General features: G+C 52.4%; 10 protein-coding genes. 6 read left to right on the top strand and 4 right to left on the bottom strand.

Annotated features, from left to right (window positions below; translation table 11 throughout):
- Positions 1–6: 6 nt before the first annotated feature.
- Complete coding sequence (locus tag P8N76_12940; GenBank protein MDG2382568.1) at positions 7–846, top strand: hypothetical protein; 840 nt, start codon at positions 7–9, stop codon at positions 844–846.
- A 22-nt stretch (positions 847–868) separates the two neighbouring features.
- Here P8N76_12940 and P8N76_12935 read toward each other — a convergent pair whose 3' ends face one another.
- Together P8N76_12935 and P8N76_12930 are read right to left on the bottom strand one after the other, a co-directional pair.
- Entirely contained in the window at positions 869–2,743 is a 1,875-nt protein-coding gene (locus P8N76_12935) for a hypothetical protein (protein MDG2382567.1), read from the bottom strand.
- Positions 2,744–2,767: 24 nt separating this feature from the next.
- Positions 2,768–3,760, bottom strand: a complete 993-nt coding sequence (locus tag P8N76_12930) for an AAA family ATPase (GenBank protein MDG2382566.1) — start codon at positions 3,758–3,760, stop codon at positions 2,768–2,770.
- A 92-nt stretch (positions 3,761–3,852) separates the two neighbouring features.
- Here P8N76_12930 and P8N76_12925 point away from each other — a divergent pair, with 92 nt between their 5' ends.
- From P8N76_12925 to P8N76_12915, 3 genes are all read left to right on the top strand, one after another.
- A complete protein-coding gene (locus P8N76_12925; protein ID MDG2382565.1) occupies positions 3,853–4,047 on the top strand; it encodes a hypothetical protein in 195 nt (64 codons plus the stop codon).
- Between the two features lie 131 nt (positions 4,048–4,178).
- Entirely contained in the window at positions 4,179–5,843 is a 1,665-nt protein-coding gene (locus P8N76_12920) for a hypothetical protein (GenBank protein ID MDG2382564.1), read from the top strand.
- A 16-nt stretch (positions 5,844–5,859) separates the two neighbouring features.
- Positions 5,860–6,744, top strand: coding sequence for a glycosyltransferase family 2 protein (locus P8N76_12915; protein MDG2382563.1), 885 nt, complete (start codon positions 5,860–5,862; stop codon positions 6,742–6,744).
- A 123-nt stretch (positions 6,745–6,867) separates the two neighbouring features.
- On the opposite strand, the gene P8N76_12910 is transcribed toward P8N76_12915, so the two are convergent.
- Positions 6,868–11,403: a CotH kinase family protein gene (locus P8N76_12910; GenBank protein MDG2382562.1), complete on the bottom strand. Its 4,536-nt coding sequence runs from the start codon at positions 11,401–11,403 to the stop codon at positions 6,868–6,870.
- A gap of 691 nt (positions 11,404–12,094) precedes the next feature.
- Between P8N76_12910 and P8N76_12905 the strand changes: the two genes are divergently transcribed.
- Positions 12,095–14,956 (top strand): Hsp70 family protein, encoded by a 2,862-nt coding sequence (locus P8N76_12905; GenBank protein ID MDG2382561.1) that lies wholly within the window; start codon positions 12,095–12,097, stop codon positions 14,954–14,956.
- A gap of 76 nt (positions 14,957–15,032) precedes the next feature.
- Here the strand turns inward: P8N76_12905 and P8N76_12900 are convergent, their stop codons facing one another.
- A complete protein-coding gene (locus tag P8N76_12900; GenBank protein MDG2382560.1) occupies positions 15,033–16,256 on the bottom strand; it encodes a PEP-CTERM sorting domain-containing protein in 1,224 nt (407 codons plus the stop codon).
- Positions 16,257–16,480: 224 nt separating this feature from the next.
- Between P8N76_12900 and P8N76_12895 the strand changes: the two genes are divergently transcribed.
- A complete protein-coding gene (locus P8N76_12895) occupies positions 16,481–17,647 on the top strand; it encodes a M24 family metallopeptidase (protein MDG2382559.1) in 1,167 nt (388 codons plus the stop codon).
- Positions 17,648–17,661: the final 14 nt, after the last annotated feature.

Genomic DNA, 17,661 nt, shown 5'->3' with positions numbered 1-17,661 from the left:
GCGCAAATGGATAGCGAGCAAGAAGCTGTCTCAGTCGATGTAACTTCGCAACCTTACGTGGGCCGCTGGAATCGGCTAATCAGTACAACCAACTGGGAAAAGGGCCGTATCATCTTCGAGTGGCGAGAGTCACTGATTGCTGCGGAAGCCCCCACAACCGACTACTCGGATGAGGCGTGGAGTCGCATTGTAGGAGCGGTGACTGGACAGCACGTGGGCCGTTTGCGCCGCGTCTTTGAGCGTTTTGGCTCAAACCACCAAGACTTTCAAGGATTATTCTGGAGCCATTTCCAGGCAGCCGTCGATTGGGAAGATGCCGAGATGTGGCTGGAAGGCTCAGTCCAAAGCGACTGGTCGGTGTCTCAAATGCGGCGCCAGCGATGGGAAGCTACCGGCGCAATCGCGGATGACGAACCGCAAGATGAGGATATCGTCAGCCAGGAAACTGACGAAGATTTCCAGGTGGAAGATCCAACATCGCCTCAAGCCCAAGAACGTCTGGTAGTTTCTGACAATGAATTTGTCGCGGAAGCGCGCAGCCCAGCCGGGCCCGATTTCGGCGACGATGACGACGTCCCAACGTCAAAATCGGACGGCGACCCAAACACGACGGGGGATACTTCTGGAGCTTCGATCTACGCTGATGATCAACAAGATGCGGCTCCCTTCGTGCGTCCGTTCGAGAACTTGGCCGAACTGCCATCGGATCTTTCAGAGGCATTCGAGACATTCAAGCTTGCAATTCTGCACCACAAGACAGAAGACTGGCAGCAGATTTCTCGAGATGATGTTTTGGCAAGCCTCGATGCGTTGAAAGAGTTAGCTTTGGCACCGTCAGTCGATTGATTCTGTCCGTTTAACGGCTCACTTAAGCCTTTCGAATGAAGTGAGCTGCGTAGCTACGAACTTCGCGTCCATTCAACACGTGAACCATGCGCAGTTGTTGCACCGTCGCATCACTGAACTGCGCGAGTGGCACATGGATCCATTTCTTGCCGAACCGCTTAGCCAGTCTCCTCCATGCGGCGCCTGGTGGGTAAGCAGACAAGAGGGCGATGGTTGAGCTTTCGCTGTGCAAACAGGCTGCAGCCAAGATCCGTTCCTCCAAAGTCTCGACAAAGTCGAGACGCGGGTCGTTCCAAATATCAGGAATGGCAACCGGCGGGAACAAAAACATCGCTCCCCCATAGGTCGCCAAACCGATTCCCGGACCGACCAGCTCCTCCGAAAAATCCGATGAGAAAAATGCCAACGTCGATTCATTTTCGTGTTCGGCGAACCAGGTGGTGCGGACGGGATAATCACGCGGATCGGCCGGCGAATCAAACAGCATCACCACGGCATCCAACTTGCCGCGAGTCGGAGGCAACACTTTGACGTAAATTTGCTGGGTGTGCCAATTCCTCAGCGTATCTCTGATATCAATTCCATCTTTAATACTCGTGGTAAACTTCTCGGTGCGTACCAAGTCGGCACCCATCAACTGTTTCGCTCGATCAACCACATGAGCGCGAAAGTTTTCGATCAAGTCGTCTTCAGGTGGCCAACTGCATTGCGACATGGGATTCCATTTCATCCCCCAGCGTTCGCGTTCGCTTTTGTCAGGACGGCGACGCAACTCACAAGAGCGCCAGGTAACGGGTGGTCCCGGCAAACGACTCTTCGCGACCAGCGTCCCCCCGTCAGGCATGCGAATTTGATCAACGCCCATACCAACCGATCGTTGCTGCAAGGCGCCCTGGTAGGGGTACTCCCGCGCAACCTCTGCCACGTGAAGGGCATAACCATCACCGCACACCTGTTTCGCAGCCATCACAATCGAATACAAGTCGGGAGTCAAACGTCGTTCCAAAAGGGTCAGGTTGCGAATGTATTTCAAGCAGGTTGCGAGCAAGTGCGGCGTTATCTTTCGGGCACGTCCACGGAAGTCATTCCGATAAGCCTCACGAGCGGTCAACAAGAGTTCTTTGACACCATCAATTGATAAATTTTCGTCATCTTCAAGATCCGCTCGTGCCCGTTCATAAAGCCCCGTAATAAACGGCAGCTCACCCATCAAGAAAATCAGCGTCTTGGACTCAGGCTGGTAGACTTCGGTCTCTTGCACCGAATCGTTCTCTACATTGCATTGGAGCGAGTCCAAATAGGCTGCCCGAATCCAAGGCCAGTCGATCACCGAGCAGACAAACAGGATCGATTCGTATTGCTGCTCAAGCTGTCGCAACTGCCCGGCCATATAGCGAATTCGATCTTCTAGTTGCCCCTTATCGGGTGGCGGAATACTGGGAAGCATGGCCGCAGCAAACTGCTCGACACTCACCTTCTTCAAGGCGTAGGGGTCTGGCAGAGAGGCCGAAAAGGACTCAAAACGAGCCGTCTCCAGATCGATGAATTCACATGCTAAATGCTCCCCTCGAGCGATTCGCAGAGCGGCAATGACAGGTTGGCAAGGATCAATCGGCACATAACTGATCGACGGATCCTCTTCATCATTCTCCAGCTCCGCATCGGGTGACCATGGACGTCCGTAATCCAAGCCCTCACGCTGAGTAATCATCGTGGTCGTGGGCAAGGAGTCGACTCCGGCAAGCACATCTTCGCGAAACGAGGGAGGTAGGGGGACCGCGACACAACGAAACTCATGATCCAACATAATGCGACGCACTTCGAGCGCGAAATCACCACTTCCGTGAATCACCGGCAACACCACAATTCGTTCGCCTAAGCGTAGAACGTCCAACATCTGCAAACCCGTATGAAGAATGGCTCAAATCAAATCGTCTGTCTCGTCATCATCGTCTTCATCACGATCCGGATTGAGCGGATCATCTTGGGAGAAAAAGAAATCACCAAGCCCCAAGGGCATCGAGTCCCCACCAAGCGTACGTTTTTGGCGATCAGCGAGTGTATCAAGATCCAAGGCATCTTCGCCCAAGCAACGGTGTAAAGCCTCCCGCCAAAGTTCATCCTTGTTGATCGGATGGTCTGGGATCTGCTCGAGGCGTTTCATGGCGTAACGCAACAAGTTAATCCCGTCACGCGTCGAGAAATCCAAGGTCAACTCGTGCGAGCGTTGTAGGAACTCCACGGTCATCGCCAACATCTCCGCTTCGGCAAATGGCAAATGGTACTGAAGGATGGCCATTTCATCCTGCTTGTTGGGGTAACCAAGTTCAAGCGTGGGTTGTAACCGACTAAGAATGTAGTCAGGAATCTCGTACGTTGATTCATCTTGGTTCATCGTGACGGCACAACGAAACTCGGGATGAGCGCGGATCGTGATGCCGGCCACTATCGATTCGACATATCGTCGATGATCGAGTAACGGTGCCAGACTGGCCCACGATTTCTCATTCATGCGATTGCCTTCATCCAACAAACACACGCCCCCACGCAACATGGCCGTCACAAGCTGCGAAGCGTGATAGGCAATCTTGCCATTTTCGGCCAAGACGGGGGTCACTAAGAGATCTTCTGGACGCGTGTCTGCCGTGCACTGATAAATGTACAGTTGCTGCTCACGCATCCGAGAACCGGCCATCCCCAACGCCGTCTTCCCAATTCCAGGAGGTCCGATCAGCCGAGGTGATAAGGGTAAGTCGACCTTGTCGACAACGAGCCAACAAGCCAATAATTGTTGCAGAATATCACTCTGCCCAATCCACTCGCCAGCAATTTCGTTCGGATGGCTCAACTGCAACCGCACTCCGTCAATCTCGACGTAGCTCGGATCGTCTTCTGTCACTTGCGGTTTATCCATGAAAGCCTCATGTCGAAGTCAGTTCAAATGTGTCCTGTTCATTCTATCCCTTCGATCTACGTCTGAACTAGCGTGGGTCGAAAATGCTGCCGATGAATCAAGCCACAATTCAAGATTTGCACCAGTTATCTTGGACACAGAATCAACCGCCTCACCCCACCGCTTGCAAGGATTGGGCCGTCTATAACGTCCCGCATCCCAAAACAAGCAAAACGAATTCAGGCAGCCCTGCGACGCGCCCGCACTCCGAAGCGTCCGCGACCTATTATTTCAACGACAAAACGTAAGGAAAGTTGCCGATCGGACGCAAATACTGATGGAATCTACTCTCGAATCCAGCGCGAAAACAGGCTTTTTTCATCCGCGCTTGCTTCGATTCACTTTTCTCGCCGCCGTTATCCTCTGGTGCGCGATCCCGATGAGCCCCAGCACGGTTGATTCCGATTTTTGGGGCCATGTGAAATATGGACAGGACACGCTCAAACACGGCATCGCTGAGACGGCCACCTATACCTTCACAGCACAGGGGCATCGCTGGATTAACCATGAACACTTAAGTGAAATCATCTTCGCAAGCGGATCCAATCTGCTGGGTGTCGAAAGCCTCCTGCTTCTCAAGTGCCTACTCGGATGCATCGTGTTGCTGCTGATTGTCTATCGGGCTCTAAAACAACAGGTTAACAGTGTGATCATCGCATTGGTTTGCCTGATCGTCTCGATCAATCTTTCGTTCTATTGGGGTTTGCGCCCCCATCTGTTCAGCTTTTTCTACTTTGCCTTGTTAATCGCTTGGACGGATTGCTGTTTCCAGGGATGGACTAACCGCTGGAACCTGCCCTGGCCGGCACCCACCGAGCAACCCAACCGGCTGCGCTACACGAATCGGCTGGCCGGACTCTGGCTCTGCCCTTTTTTACTGTGGATCTGGGCCAACACCCATGGCGGCTTCCTGGCCGGTTTAGCTGTCTATTTGGTGATTCTCGGCAGCCGAGCGATTGAATACGGTTTTCGTGGTGAGGAGTTACGGGTGAGCGTTATCGCTTACCTAGGATCTCTGATGATCGTCGGCGGCTTGGCCACAATACTCAACCCGTATGGAACGGAACTGCATCGCTGGTTGTTCGAAGCGTTACGAGTACCCCGCCCCGAAATCCTAGAATGGCATCCGCCTGATCTATTCACCCCAGCAGCCGTGAAACTTTGGGTCCTGTTGGCGTTGATTACCCTTGGGCTAATCTTTAGTCGCCTGCCCCGCGACTTTACTCAACTGCTCGTACTCGCATTGGTACTCAGCCAGGGGATACAACATCAACGACATCTACCTTTTGTCGTGTTGCTGTTTGGGTTTTGGCTACCACCGCATCTGCAATCGGTAGGCGAACGGCTGCGAATGAGCCTGACTGGTCAATCGGCTTCACCACAGAACACGTTTTCGACTCCGACGCGAACGACCATCTGCCTGCTTTTGATGCTAATTTGTACATTCCTGGCCGTACAACTCGGCCGCCGCCTCCAAAAAGTCGAAGTAGCTCGCGAGCAGTTTCCCGTTTCGGCAATTCAATTCATGGCAAATGAGGGGCTTACAGGAAAGCTTGTCGTCTCAGGGCGTTGGGCACAATACACAATCTCCGTCCTTGGGGCCAGGAAACCCAGTGATTCCGGCATCAAAGTGGCATTCGACGGCCGATTTCGAACCTGTTATCCCCAAGAGGCAGTCGACCGTCACTTCGATTTTTTTGTGGGAAATGGCGACTTTCAGAAGCGATATCGAAGTCCACAGTCGCCACCAGCCGATCCCACTCAAATACTGAGGTGGCAAGAACCGGACCTAGTGTTGTTAAATAGACGCCAGCAGCATTCGGTTGCTGTCATGCAACAAGTCCACTCCGAATGGGTTTTGTTGTATCAGGATGAATTGGCCCAATTATGGGGACGGGCGAGCGAATTCGATGAAATCCAAAGTACGCGATTTTTACCCAAGTCACGACGACACATCAGTTCAGATACTCAAACGGGAGTTGTGCCCTGGCCAGCAGCACCTCGACTCCAGCTATCGTTCGAATTGGCCCAAAATCGAAAATAAGGACGCCATGTCCAACATGAATCACGACTCCGCAATCAACAGTCCACTGATGGGAACCTCGCCCAGCCAGGTGCCGCTTCCTCCATCGTCCGCATCGACGGAGGCACCACTTCGGCAGACCGACGAAATGCTCCGCGAACTGGAGCAGATTGCTCAGCAATTGAATTCAGAGGACAGCTACACCCCACCCGAAGCCGAATGTCGATATCCTGACAATTTCTGTTTGTCGGTGGTGATACCGGTCTTCAATGAGTCCCGCACGATCCATCAAATCATCGCGCGACTGTTGGCCTTGAGCATACCGAAAGAAATCATTGTTGTGGACGACGGGAGCGACGACGGAACTCGCGAAATCTTGCAGCGTCTCACTCACCTACCAGGACTTCGCGTTGTGTTGAAGCCTAAGAATCAAGGCAAGGGTTCGGCAGTTCGTACAGGCTTTGAACAGGCGACCGGCGACGTCGTTTTGATTCAAGACGCCGATCTCGAATACGACCCGCGTGACATTCCTCATTTATTGGATCCAATTCTGAAAGGACGCAGCCACATCGTCTATGGATCACGCTTTCTTACGAACCGCTGGACTGGCTCCTCAAAATTGCATCGACTCGGCAACCGTCTGCTCACGAAGCTATCGAACTTGACTACTGGCCTTCGATTGACCGACATGGAAACGTGCTACAAGGTTTTTCGTAAGGAGGTAATCACGGACTTATCGATTCACCAGGATCGTTTTGGATTCGAGCCAGAGATCACTGCCAAGGTTGCTCGGCGAGGGCACCACATCGTTGAACTTCCGGTGCGCTACAGTGCGCGCGACTGGAGTGAAGGCAAGAAAATCGGCATCAAGGACGGAATCGAAACGGTGTTCTGCATCCTCCGCTATGCTTTCTGCGACTAGACTACCTGTTCTCGGTATGAGATCTGGATCGCACCATCATTCTTCGGAGCTTGGCTTCCGATTTGGCTCCCGGAATTTGATTTCATCGATCGGAGATCAATCTCGGCGACACGCGATCGCTGACTACCCAAATCTGGAACGGCGAAAGGCGAACACCAAATCCGCCGTTGTGAATTCACCATCCCCATCCCAGTCGCCTTCTGCCCAGGTTGAATTGCCCGACTGACCGTCTTCGTATTCACCGGCCTGATTCACAACGATCAGATCCGCTGAGTCAAAGGCTCCGTTAAAATCGACATCCCCGAAGGGCGTATTCAGCACCCCCATAACCATCTGTTCTCGATCCGCTGAATTCACAACACCGTCGCCGTTCAAATCGAAGCGAATATCGGGATTTGCAACACGTAACTCTTCCGTTAAGCGATCTAGGTCTCGCACATCCAACACCCCACTGTGATCGAAATCACCGGCAATCGAGCTGACGACAAAATCGTAAATCGTCGGTGCACTCCAATCGGTCAAAACGATTTTCGACTCGGGTCCACGATCCGAATCATCCAAAGTCCGGGCAATCAAACGGACGTTCTCGTTCACGGTGAACTTTTGATTCACATCCCAATCGGCAGAATTTTGACTCGGAATCCCCTCGGCCGATCGCGGATCGCTGCCATCCGTCGTCAGATAGACTTTTGCAGCCGGATTTTTCCCGACGCTTACTTGTTGACTAACAAGTTCAGGCACGAGCAGCATATCCCCACTTGTGGCCGCCGCATTGACGAGTTGAATCGCCAAAACATTAGTTCCCTCGATCAACGCCTGTCGATGGTCTGAAACGTCAAACTCGAGGAATTCGACAGCCGCCGCATTTCGCCGAATGTTTGCCTGTGAATCCCACGAAGGCGTTTCATCGCGCAGATTCCGTGAGGCAATTCTTTGTCCATTCAAATGGGCGACAAATCCGTCGTCGAATTTGATACGTAACTTGATCGCTTTATCTGCGACTTGGTTCATCTCCTCAAGCTCGAACGGAATTCGGACCAGCATGGTGGTCGCTCCCGGTACCAGGTCACGGACCGGCACTTCTGTTTGAATGTGCTCGGTAAAATTGTCGCGCGAATCAAAGCCAAAACCAAGTGGGCCGGTCGACCAGGCGGAATCGTCGAAGCCAACCGTGGTCCAGGATTCGCCAAGCGAGTTATCGGACGGTACTCGATACGATGCCATGGTCGACTCTGGCGGACCCGTGAGCGTCGTGGTTTCGCCCAGGAAGGTCATCTTCGTCGGCGAAATGGAAACTTTCGTCCCCGACGTGACACGAATCTCCTGAGACAAACCTGCTGCCTTATCGCCGACTAACAATTCTGGACGGCTGACAAAATTCTGATCCATGAATTCAGCCCGAGCGTGGAGCCACATCCGGAGATGTTCGACTTCGCCTTCCCAAGTCTCATCCAACACACCGGAGTCATATTCCGCGGATCCGCGAAATGTTCGATTCCAGCGATCAGCGTCCAGCTGACTCGATGCCGCCACCTGTGCGGCTTGTTGATCGATTATTTGGTCCAGACCGGCGGAGGACCAAATCGTCTGTCGCAATTCGGACCAACGATCTATATAAAGTTGCCAGAAATTCGGATCTTTGAACAACTGCCGGAACCATGGATCATTGTGGGGCCCCGCTGCGAAGAAATCCGTTCCACCTGGATGCGACCAGATTGTTGGATCATCATCCCGATCATCATTCGATTCCATACAGCGATCGCAGTCCCAAAGCGGTCCGTACTCGATTTTCCCATCGCGATCTTTGAACAAGTAAGTGCTCAAACGCAATGCATCAACATTAAACGAAAGTACATTCACCAAATGAGCATTGATCCAAGAATCGACATCGATATAGTTGGAATAGCCAGCCGGGTCATTCAAATCAGGCTTCTCTAGCGTCGCCGCGAATTCTTCGAAATAAGACTGCACCCAGGCTTGCTGCTCAGCCGTAACCTGTTGGTCAATCCTGGAACGGTCACCAGAATTCTTCGGATAGACCCAATTCAAACTTCGACCACCCGCACTAAAGGGTGCGTCCCCCGGATCGGATCGGTCAACTTTCCAGATGTAACCACCGCTAATTTCTTGACGATTCGGATCGCTATCGGCTGGCGTGATGCGTTGAATGTCCACTCGATCTGGACTTCGTTTCACTTTTTCGATCAACACATACATCCCGACATAGTCTTCATTCGAAACAACATCATCATTCCGATTGAGGTAGACCTCGATCGGACGAGTATGCGGTGACCAATCGAGTACACTGTTGGCCAAGTCGAAGAACACCTGATTCCTGATGAGTGCTCGATCAAATCCAAACGGAGCATGCAAGACCCAATCACTATCGGGTGGCAACCCGACAAGACTCACATCGACATCATCATCTTGTTGAAATCCATTGACACCCCAGGTTTCGAAGGTCAAATTTGGCTTAGCCTGTCCACGCGTTGTCGAACCGCGAACACGAAGCCCCGCTCGACCGAGATAACCAACATCACCACTGCCCAAAGCTGAAACGAGTTTTTCAGGATTCAAATCGTATAGCAGTGCATTTGCAGCGGTTAGCTCAGTCGCCTCAGTTTGCGGAATATCTTGGCTGAGCGTGTCCAATACCAAAATCGGAAGATCCGACTCTCGTCCCATCACATCCGGCGCGAATGCCAAAAAGGTCCCACCCACCAACTGACTTGGGTCACGTCCATGCTCATCTAAATCAAAAACGCGTGCTTGAAACATCGTCGTCTTAGAAATCGGTATCGGCTGTTGATAAAGGGCTGAATGGATGGTGGGTTCCTCTCCATCCAACGTATATCGAATCTCCGTATTCGGCCCGGCAAGGTTCTCTACCGAGATCATTCGAGTGCCAACAAACGCACCCTGTTCACCTACAATTTTTGGTGACGGCAGCGCGGGCGCAAGATTCGGACGACCGGGTGTTGGGTTAGAAAACTCCTGTTCCGTTAGCGGTTCAAACTGCAAAGCGGTTAGCTCTGCAGCAAAATAAAAATCGACATCGGCACTATCGAGATTCATACCCTGAATCGCTAAGACATTGTCACCTGGCTGGAGCAAATCAACCTGCTCGGAAAGGTCAAACGACTTGGTTGGAATCGCCCCTAACGAAGTCCCGTAGCTTCCCGTAGCCTGCGCGTTCCAACCGGCGTCATCCGGCGCATGATGGGAAGCAACCTCTACGCCGTTAAGAAACAAGCGAAAGCCATCGTCAAATGCTGCGGAGAAATCAAGTCCATCAATCAGCGTCGGATCCCACGAATTCACATCCAATTCGAACGGGGCACGCAAGAAAATCGAGCTATTGTGATCATACAAAGACGACTCAACAGAATTACCAATAGTTGATTCATAGACTGATCCGGGCAAGCGACTGATCGCGAAAGATCCGATGACAGCCGAGACGTCTCGACTTCCTGACTCGGCAAAAACTCCCACACGCAGGTCAATCGGCGTGCCAAGACCACGCTCTCCCTCTCTCACCGTACCGATCTGCACCCATTCATCATCGAGTTTCACCTTGTAGTAACTCGTCCATTCACGAACCTCATGGTCAAACCCAACACGAATGTAATAACTGTCTCGGTTTGGCTTGCGAGCCTTGGCAATCTCAACCCCACCACCGCTACGCATGGCAAACTGACGTCGCGCTTCGTATTGGGCAACCAACACCGGTTCATCCCGATTCGCGTCAAAAACCACAACCCCTGTGTTTCCTCGAGACTTCCCCGAATCAATTTGGGCCACCAAGTCAAAACTGTTCGTGTTCGCCGGTAATTCACGGTAAACCAACGGCGCCAAACCTCGACCAGCCTCTCCCATCAATGACTGCTCGGGAGGCAGCTCAAGCGTCAATTGCCCACCTTCCACCGCAACGCGACTTGAAGCCTCCATTGGCAAATCGATCGTCCAATCTGCTCCCAACCCATCCGTGAACTCTTCTAACTCTTCCGAGCCAACCAAGGGGCGTTCATAGCCAGTCGGTCCCATGCCTTGTTGCCATTGACCATCGTCAAATCCCAGCGCAGTCCAATCGTCGCCGAGAGAATCGTCGCGCGGCACGAAAGATCGCACTGCCATTTGGCGATCCAACAGCTGAGTGGTAATACGCCCCACGCCTAAGCCGTAGGAATCGTCTTGGACCTGAGCTGGATACTCCGGAGCGAATGCTTGTGAAACCTGCCCGTTCGGATCAACCAAACCGAGATACTCACCGTCGCCTGAAAGTTTAAAACTTGCATGCAACTCCTGACCAACGACAACACGATTCTTGCCAGATGCGAACACCACGATCTCATCGTTCGCAGCAATTGACGTAGCAGGAAATTGCCATTTCCTTAACTCGTCGGCATCATCAGTGAGATACCAGCCCTGCAAATTAATAGGTTGGTTCGAGTCGTTGCGAATCTCTATCCAGTCTGAAAAATCTCCATCTCCATCTTGAAGCGTAGCACGATTCACAGCCTGAAATTCCGATATCATCGGTGCCGCTGCCAACAACTCTCGCAACTCAAGTTGTTCCAGGGACATCCGTCTTCGGTCGCCTGACCGGAGCGCTCGGATGTTTCGCTTCACACGCCGTCGATTGCTGATCGATGTCATCATTTCCCATGCCTCGTTGTGTTGGGCGTTCAGTCCCAATTCTTTCACACTCACGCATAGAGATTTACGTTGGACAATGCTGACGCTATCGTACCAAAGGACACTGAAAAACAATAGAATTTTTTTGTCACCAACGAGAGTCGGGGCAAAAAATCGGGTTGCCAATCAGCGACATCTCCATAAATCTTCCGTCGCTTTTTTTAAACGCGGTACGCATCAACCACTGCCAACTCGCACCAAATCGAACCGGAACCGATCTCGGCAGACTCAGACAGGCGCATTTCCCATCGATCCCGAGGGCGGATTCAAGCGGCTTGTGGAGTCGCATCGACAGCAAATCTCACCAGGAAGCTTCCGTTTCTGAAGCGGATCGTCCACCTTCGGATCGTCCACCTTCGGATCTCCGCGAAAAGATCTCTTCCGCCATGCGGTTTCGATCTTGCTGCAATATCGACAAGAGTTGAGAAGCTCAATGAAGCCAAGCAAAGCTTCACTCGATTGAAGTTTCAAATTTCCATTCAAATGCACCCTCCTGGTTAAATGCCAAGGGCTACCCAAAAAGCACACAACAAACCCGATCACCCCCTTGAGTCATGTACCGAAAACTGCTGAGCGACTATCATCACTAGCATTCCACACGCCGTTTGCACGGTTTCGCCATCGCTAAGGGAAAAGCCGAAAACTATTCGAAATAATGTCTGATCCAAATCTATCTTTTGAAGAATCCCCAAGTCGTTATGTAGTCGGTATCGACCTGGGCACGACGAACTCAGCAATCTGCTTCATTGATACTGAATCTGTAGACTGGCAAGTTCAAACATTCGCGATCGATCAACTGGTTGCCACCGGCGAAGTGGATGCTCGAGAAACCCTGCCTTCGTTTCATTTTCAGCCAGTTCAAGCTGAGGGGCAAACGGACGCCTACCGCCTGCCTTGGCAAAAAAAACCAGAAAAACATGTCGTCGGATCGATGGCCCGAGACGAGGGTTCGTTGGCACCTGGCCGCATGATTGCGTCAGCAAAATCGTGGCTGTGCCATGCGGGGGTAGACCGCACGGCTGAGATCCTTCCTTGGCACGGCACCGATGACGTCGAGCGACTCTCGCCAATAGAAGTGAGTGCAAGATACTTGCAACATGTACGAGACGCCTGGAACCATCGGTTCCCTGATTTCCCCCTGTCGGAACAAGACATTATCCTCACGTTGCCAGCTTCATTCGACGAAGTGGCTCGTGAGTTAACGGTCGAAGCAGCCGCGCTGGCTGATTTGCCGCGAGTAGTTTTGATCGAGGAACCTCAAGCGGCCTTCTATGCCTGGGTCAATCTTCATCGCGATGACTGGCAATCCCTGGTGGAAACCGGACAGAAAATCTTAGTTTGCGACATTGGTGGGGGCACTTCGGATTTCACATTGATTCGGGTTCGTGCGGCACAAAATGAAGATCACAGTGACGCAGCCGTTGTCTTTCACCGTATTGCGGTTGGAGACCATCTGATCCTGGGCGGTGACAATCTGGATCTTGCGCTAGCGAAACATCTCGAGGTCGGACTGAAGGCCAAATCGCCGTTGCAAGCTCGACAATGGGACATGCTGGTTCGCAGCTGTCGCCAGGCAAAGGAAAGTTTACTGGGCAACAATCCACCCGAAACCCTAACGATCAACCTTCCAAGCATGAGCAGCAAATTGGTCGGTGGAAGCCTGCGAGTTGAACTGACACGTGAGGAAGCGGAAAGGGTTCTGATTGACGGTTTTTTCCCAGAAGTCGACTTGAGTGAAAACCCTGATCAACGTCGATCAGGCTTCCAAGAATTTGGCTTGCCCTACACAACCGACTCAGCCATCACGCGATACCTGAGCGCTTTTCTGCGTGCACATCGGCACGCCGATGATCGCGATCCATCCGCAGAACTTCCCTACGATCCAGCGAGGCCGGATTTGATTCTTTTAAACGGTGGCCTTTTCGCTTCGCCACTGATACGCAAGCGGCTGGTAACCGTCATTGAAAAATGGTTTCGTGGGAATGAATCGGATGACTGGTCTCCGCAACTTCTTGACAATGATCGACTCGATTTAGCCGTGGCACGCGGCGCAGCTTATTACGGCATGGTCCGTCGTGGCAAAGGAGTAAAAATTGCCGCGGGGCTCGCACGGAGCTATTACGTTGAAGTTGGCAATCGCGAATCGTCAAGCACGGGAGAGGCAACCACTGGGGTTTGTGTCGTGCCTGGTTCCGCACAACCGGGCGACGCGATTGCGCTATCGGATTTGGAGTTTGATTTACGGATTTCAGAGCCCGTCGAATTTCCCCTCCATGTGTCGAGTATTCGCCTGGCAGACCAACCAGGAGAATTCATCGAGATTGATCCCGAACAGATGAAATCTCTGCCACCCTTACGCACCGCACTCAGATCGCAGCGACGGAACCAACGAGGCACGGTGCCCGTCCGTCTTCACACCCAACTGAGCGAAATCGGGACGATCGAACTTTGGTTGCAACAGATGGATGGGGACCGTAGCTGGCGTCTTCAGTTTGACGTACGATCCGCAACAGAAACCGACCGCCACGCCGCTGCCTCCGCCGGAGAACAAGAGGGAGTTCTGGATGAATCGTTGTGGCACAACTGCCAGCACGCACTTCAAGACACCTTTGGACCAGACGCCAAATCGAAACCCAATGCTCTCATCAAACGACTTGTTGAAGCGTCTGAGATGGAACGCACCGCATGGCCGATGTCGTTCTTGCGACGCATTTGGGAAGAGCTTATCCAGCTTGAATCGGGGCGCCGTCGCAGCCAGCAACATGAGGCGCGTTGGTTAAACCTACTTGGTTTCGCACTTCGCCCGGGCTATGGAATGTCGGTCGACGATTGGCGCGTCACCGAAACCTGGCGTATGGTCCAGGGCAAACTGGCTCACAAATCACCGGTCTGCCGCACCGAATCCTGGATTCTCTGGCGTCGCATTGCGGGTGGACTTCCGGCGGGACAACAGCGAGCCCTAGCGGAACCATTACTGGCCTCCGTGAAAGCCCTCCATCGCCGAATGACAGCGGCCAGTGTGAAAGGGGACGCTCACTTTACCATTCCTGAATTCGCCGAACTTTGGCGACTGTTAGCCTCACTCGAGTTGTTACCTCCACGAACCAAAACCAACTTAGGGGAAATGCTGGTCGATCTCCTGGGCAAGCGAAAACTGGAATCAGTACGCCCTGCCATCGTCTGGACTCTTGGCCGCCTTGGAAGTCGAGAACCATTATATGGACCGCTCAATACGGTCGTCGCCGCCGAAACGGCGACGAAGTGGATCCGGAGTTTGATGAATCAAAATGTCAACGATATGAGCCAAGCATTCGCTCTCATGCAGCTGACGCGTCGAACAGGGGATCGTTTCCGCGACATCGACCAAGCAGCCCGCGACGATGTGGTTGCTTGGTTAACAGATCACGACAGTGCCGATCACATGATTCACTTGGTCAAAGAAGGCGGCAGCCTGGATGCTGCTGAACAGCAACGGGCCTTTGGTGAATCACTTCCGAAAGGGCTACAGATCCGCTAGATCGTGTACTCCGCTCAGTTGGCGCCGCAACCAAGTGCGGCACCAACTTGGAAAAACAATCTTTTCGAGTTAACGACTAACGACGACGTGTGGCAAAAAGGCCTAAGAAGCCTAGCAACAACAGGATCGCCGTGTTGGGTTCCGGTACGAGCTGAGCCGCAGCAGCCTTTGGTCCTGCTTCAAATCCGCCAGCCTGGAAAGCCGTGACAAAGTCACTGCTATTGAATTCCAGGTCGCCATTCCAATCGCCAGTCGCCCAGCCTGAATTCTTTTCCAGCTGATCTTCAAATTCGGCTGCGCTAAACACGACGACGAAATCTGTGGAATTGAATTCCCCATCCAAGTTGGAATCACCAAACCAGGTATTCTTAATATCGTTAACCCAAGCATCGCGATCCAATTGATTGACGAGGTTATCACCCGTTAGATCAAATAAAGTGTCATTGGTACCAGCAATAACTTCCGCGGTTAGCAGATCGATGTCCTTCGCATCAATGACCGTATCGCCATTGAAGTCACCCGGATCGCCGTCCGGCGCGCCACTAAAGATCGAGGCGACTTCGGCTTCTGTCAATGCATGGTCATAGAGACGAACATCACTGAGATATCCCGTCCAGGTCTCGCGTCCATCTTGGCCGCCCATAGCAAAGGGAAGCGGATCTTCACTGAACTGCGGGTCGAGGAGTTCTGTGTCATTCATGAGTTCGCCATCGCGAAAGTAAGTCATCACTTCGCCATCTTTGACCACCACGTGATGCATCCATTCCTCGTCACTGGGAATGTGTCGCTCCGGGCAATCACAAGGGTCATACTGAAGATCGTTATCAAACCCAGCATTCATGTGATACTCAAATCGATTTGGCGTGAATTTGATGAACTCACGGGGCGACGTATCGGAACCCCCAAACCCAAAGCGATTTCCAATGATGATATTGTTGGAAGGACTCGGTTCATCGAATGACTGTTTGGTCCAGAGAACCCAAGAAAAATCGTTATCCAAATCCATCACGGGCAACTCACCGGCGTCAACCCAAGCCCCAGCAATACCCATTACCATGCCGCGCTCGTCATCATCAACCCATACGCTCCCATCATCACCCAGTCCAAGAAAGTCATAATCATAGATTTCGCCATGCTGTTCATTCGAACTGAGGTCTTTGGCTGTATCACCCTCTCCATCGTCGAGCGGCCAATGGCCATAGAGGTCTGCCTGAGAAGCATTCGCGGTCACAAAGAGCAGACCGCAGGCAAGAAATAAACGCGCTGAGATTTTTGTTAAAAAACGCAGGTTCCGTGACATTAACGTATCTCCTGACAGCTAAATAAAGTGAAATGAATCCGGTTGTGCCCCAACTGCTCCAATCCACCGACTCGTAAGATAAGGGGTTAGCGTCGATTATTCAAACCTTTGTTGTTATATTTATGCGTCACTTCATGCAATTTAACGACACTGAATCATTTGGCGACAAGTCGCTATAATCTCGATCAAATCCAGCCACAGCCCTTGGCCCTGAGCAGATCCCCATGAAAAATCAAGAGAAAACGCCCGTTTTGATGGCCGGAATCCCTGACCACAATGCGGCCATTTTCCATCAACTGCGCTTTTCAGTTGGCGATCCGACGGCCGTCATTCGTTTTTCCACGGCCGACGGTACTGAAACGTCGATTCTGATTCTCCGTGACATTGAAATGCGACGGGCCCGGCAAGCGGCTCGTGTCGACCAGATCGCCTGTCCAGCGGATTACACACCCGAGGGTGGTCTATCCGGAGATCGCGAAACGGCGACCGCACAAGCGGCGGCAGAATGCCTCCGGCGCCATGGGATTCAACACGTACGGGCCGATCGTTCACTTCCCTTTATCTACGCGGATTTCGCTCGCCAGATAGGAATTGAGGTTGAGCTGGATGCCGAACTGGGCATTCTTCAACGACGAGCAAAAGACGAGCAAGAATTAGCATGGCTACGCGAAGCCCAACAAACCACCGAAGGCGCGATGGAAATGGCATGTCGAATGGTAGCCACCGCCACCGCGAAAAACGATGGCGAACTACTCGTTGATGGTGAACCCTTAACGTCCGAAAGGGTTCGCACGGCAGTCGATCACTGGCTCATGGATCGAGGCTACGCCAATGTTCCAGCGATTATCGCAGGTGGCCCCAGCGGAGCTGATTGCCACGAATTGGGAATGGGTATTCTGAAAACAGAGCAACCGGTGATTATCGATATCTTTCCACAGAACCGAGCAACTCGATACAACGGCGATTGCACAAGAACTGTCGTTCATGGAAAGATTTCAGACGAATTGAACAAGATGCATCTTGCGGTGGTGGATGCAAAAAAAGCGGCTATCGCTGCAACGGCGCCGGAGGTGACGGGAGAAAACGTTCATGCGGTAACCTGTGAGGCAATCAGGAAACATGGTTTCAAGATAGGATTGCCCTCCGAACAAGATCCCGATTCGTATTGTGCCATGCCGCATGGTACAGGACACGGTGTCGGCCTGGAGGTCCATGAGCCGCCCTTACTGGACAAAAAGGGACCTGCCCTTGTCATAGGCGACGTGCTAACGATTGAACCAGGTCTTTACCGCCGTGACCTGGGTGGCATCCGAGTCGAAGATATGGTCGCAGTCACAGCGAACGGATGCGATAACTTCAACCAACTTCAAGACGGTCTAGACTGGTCCTAAGACTTGTCGGTGAT

It is taken from the genome of Pirellulaceae bacterium, from assembly GCA_029243025.1.
In the GTDB taxonomy this organism is placed as follows: domain Bacteria; phylum Planctomycetota; class Planctomycetia; order Pirellulales; family Pirellulaceae.
Note: the sequence above shows the minus strand (reverse complement) of the source record. Positions and strands in the feature narration are given on the sequence as shown.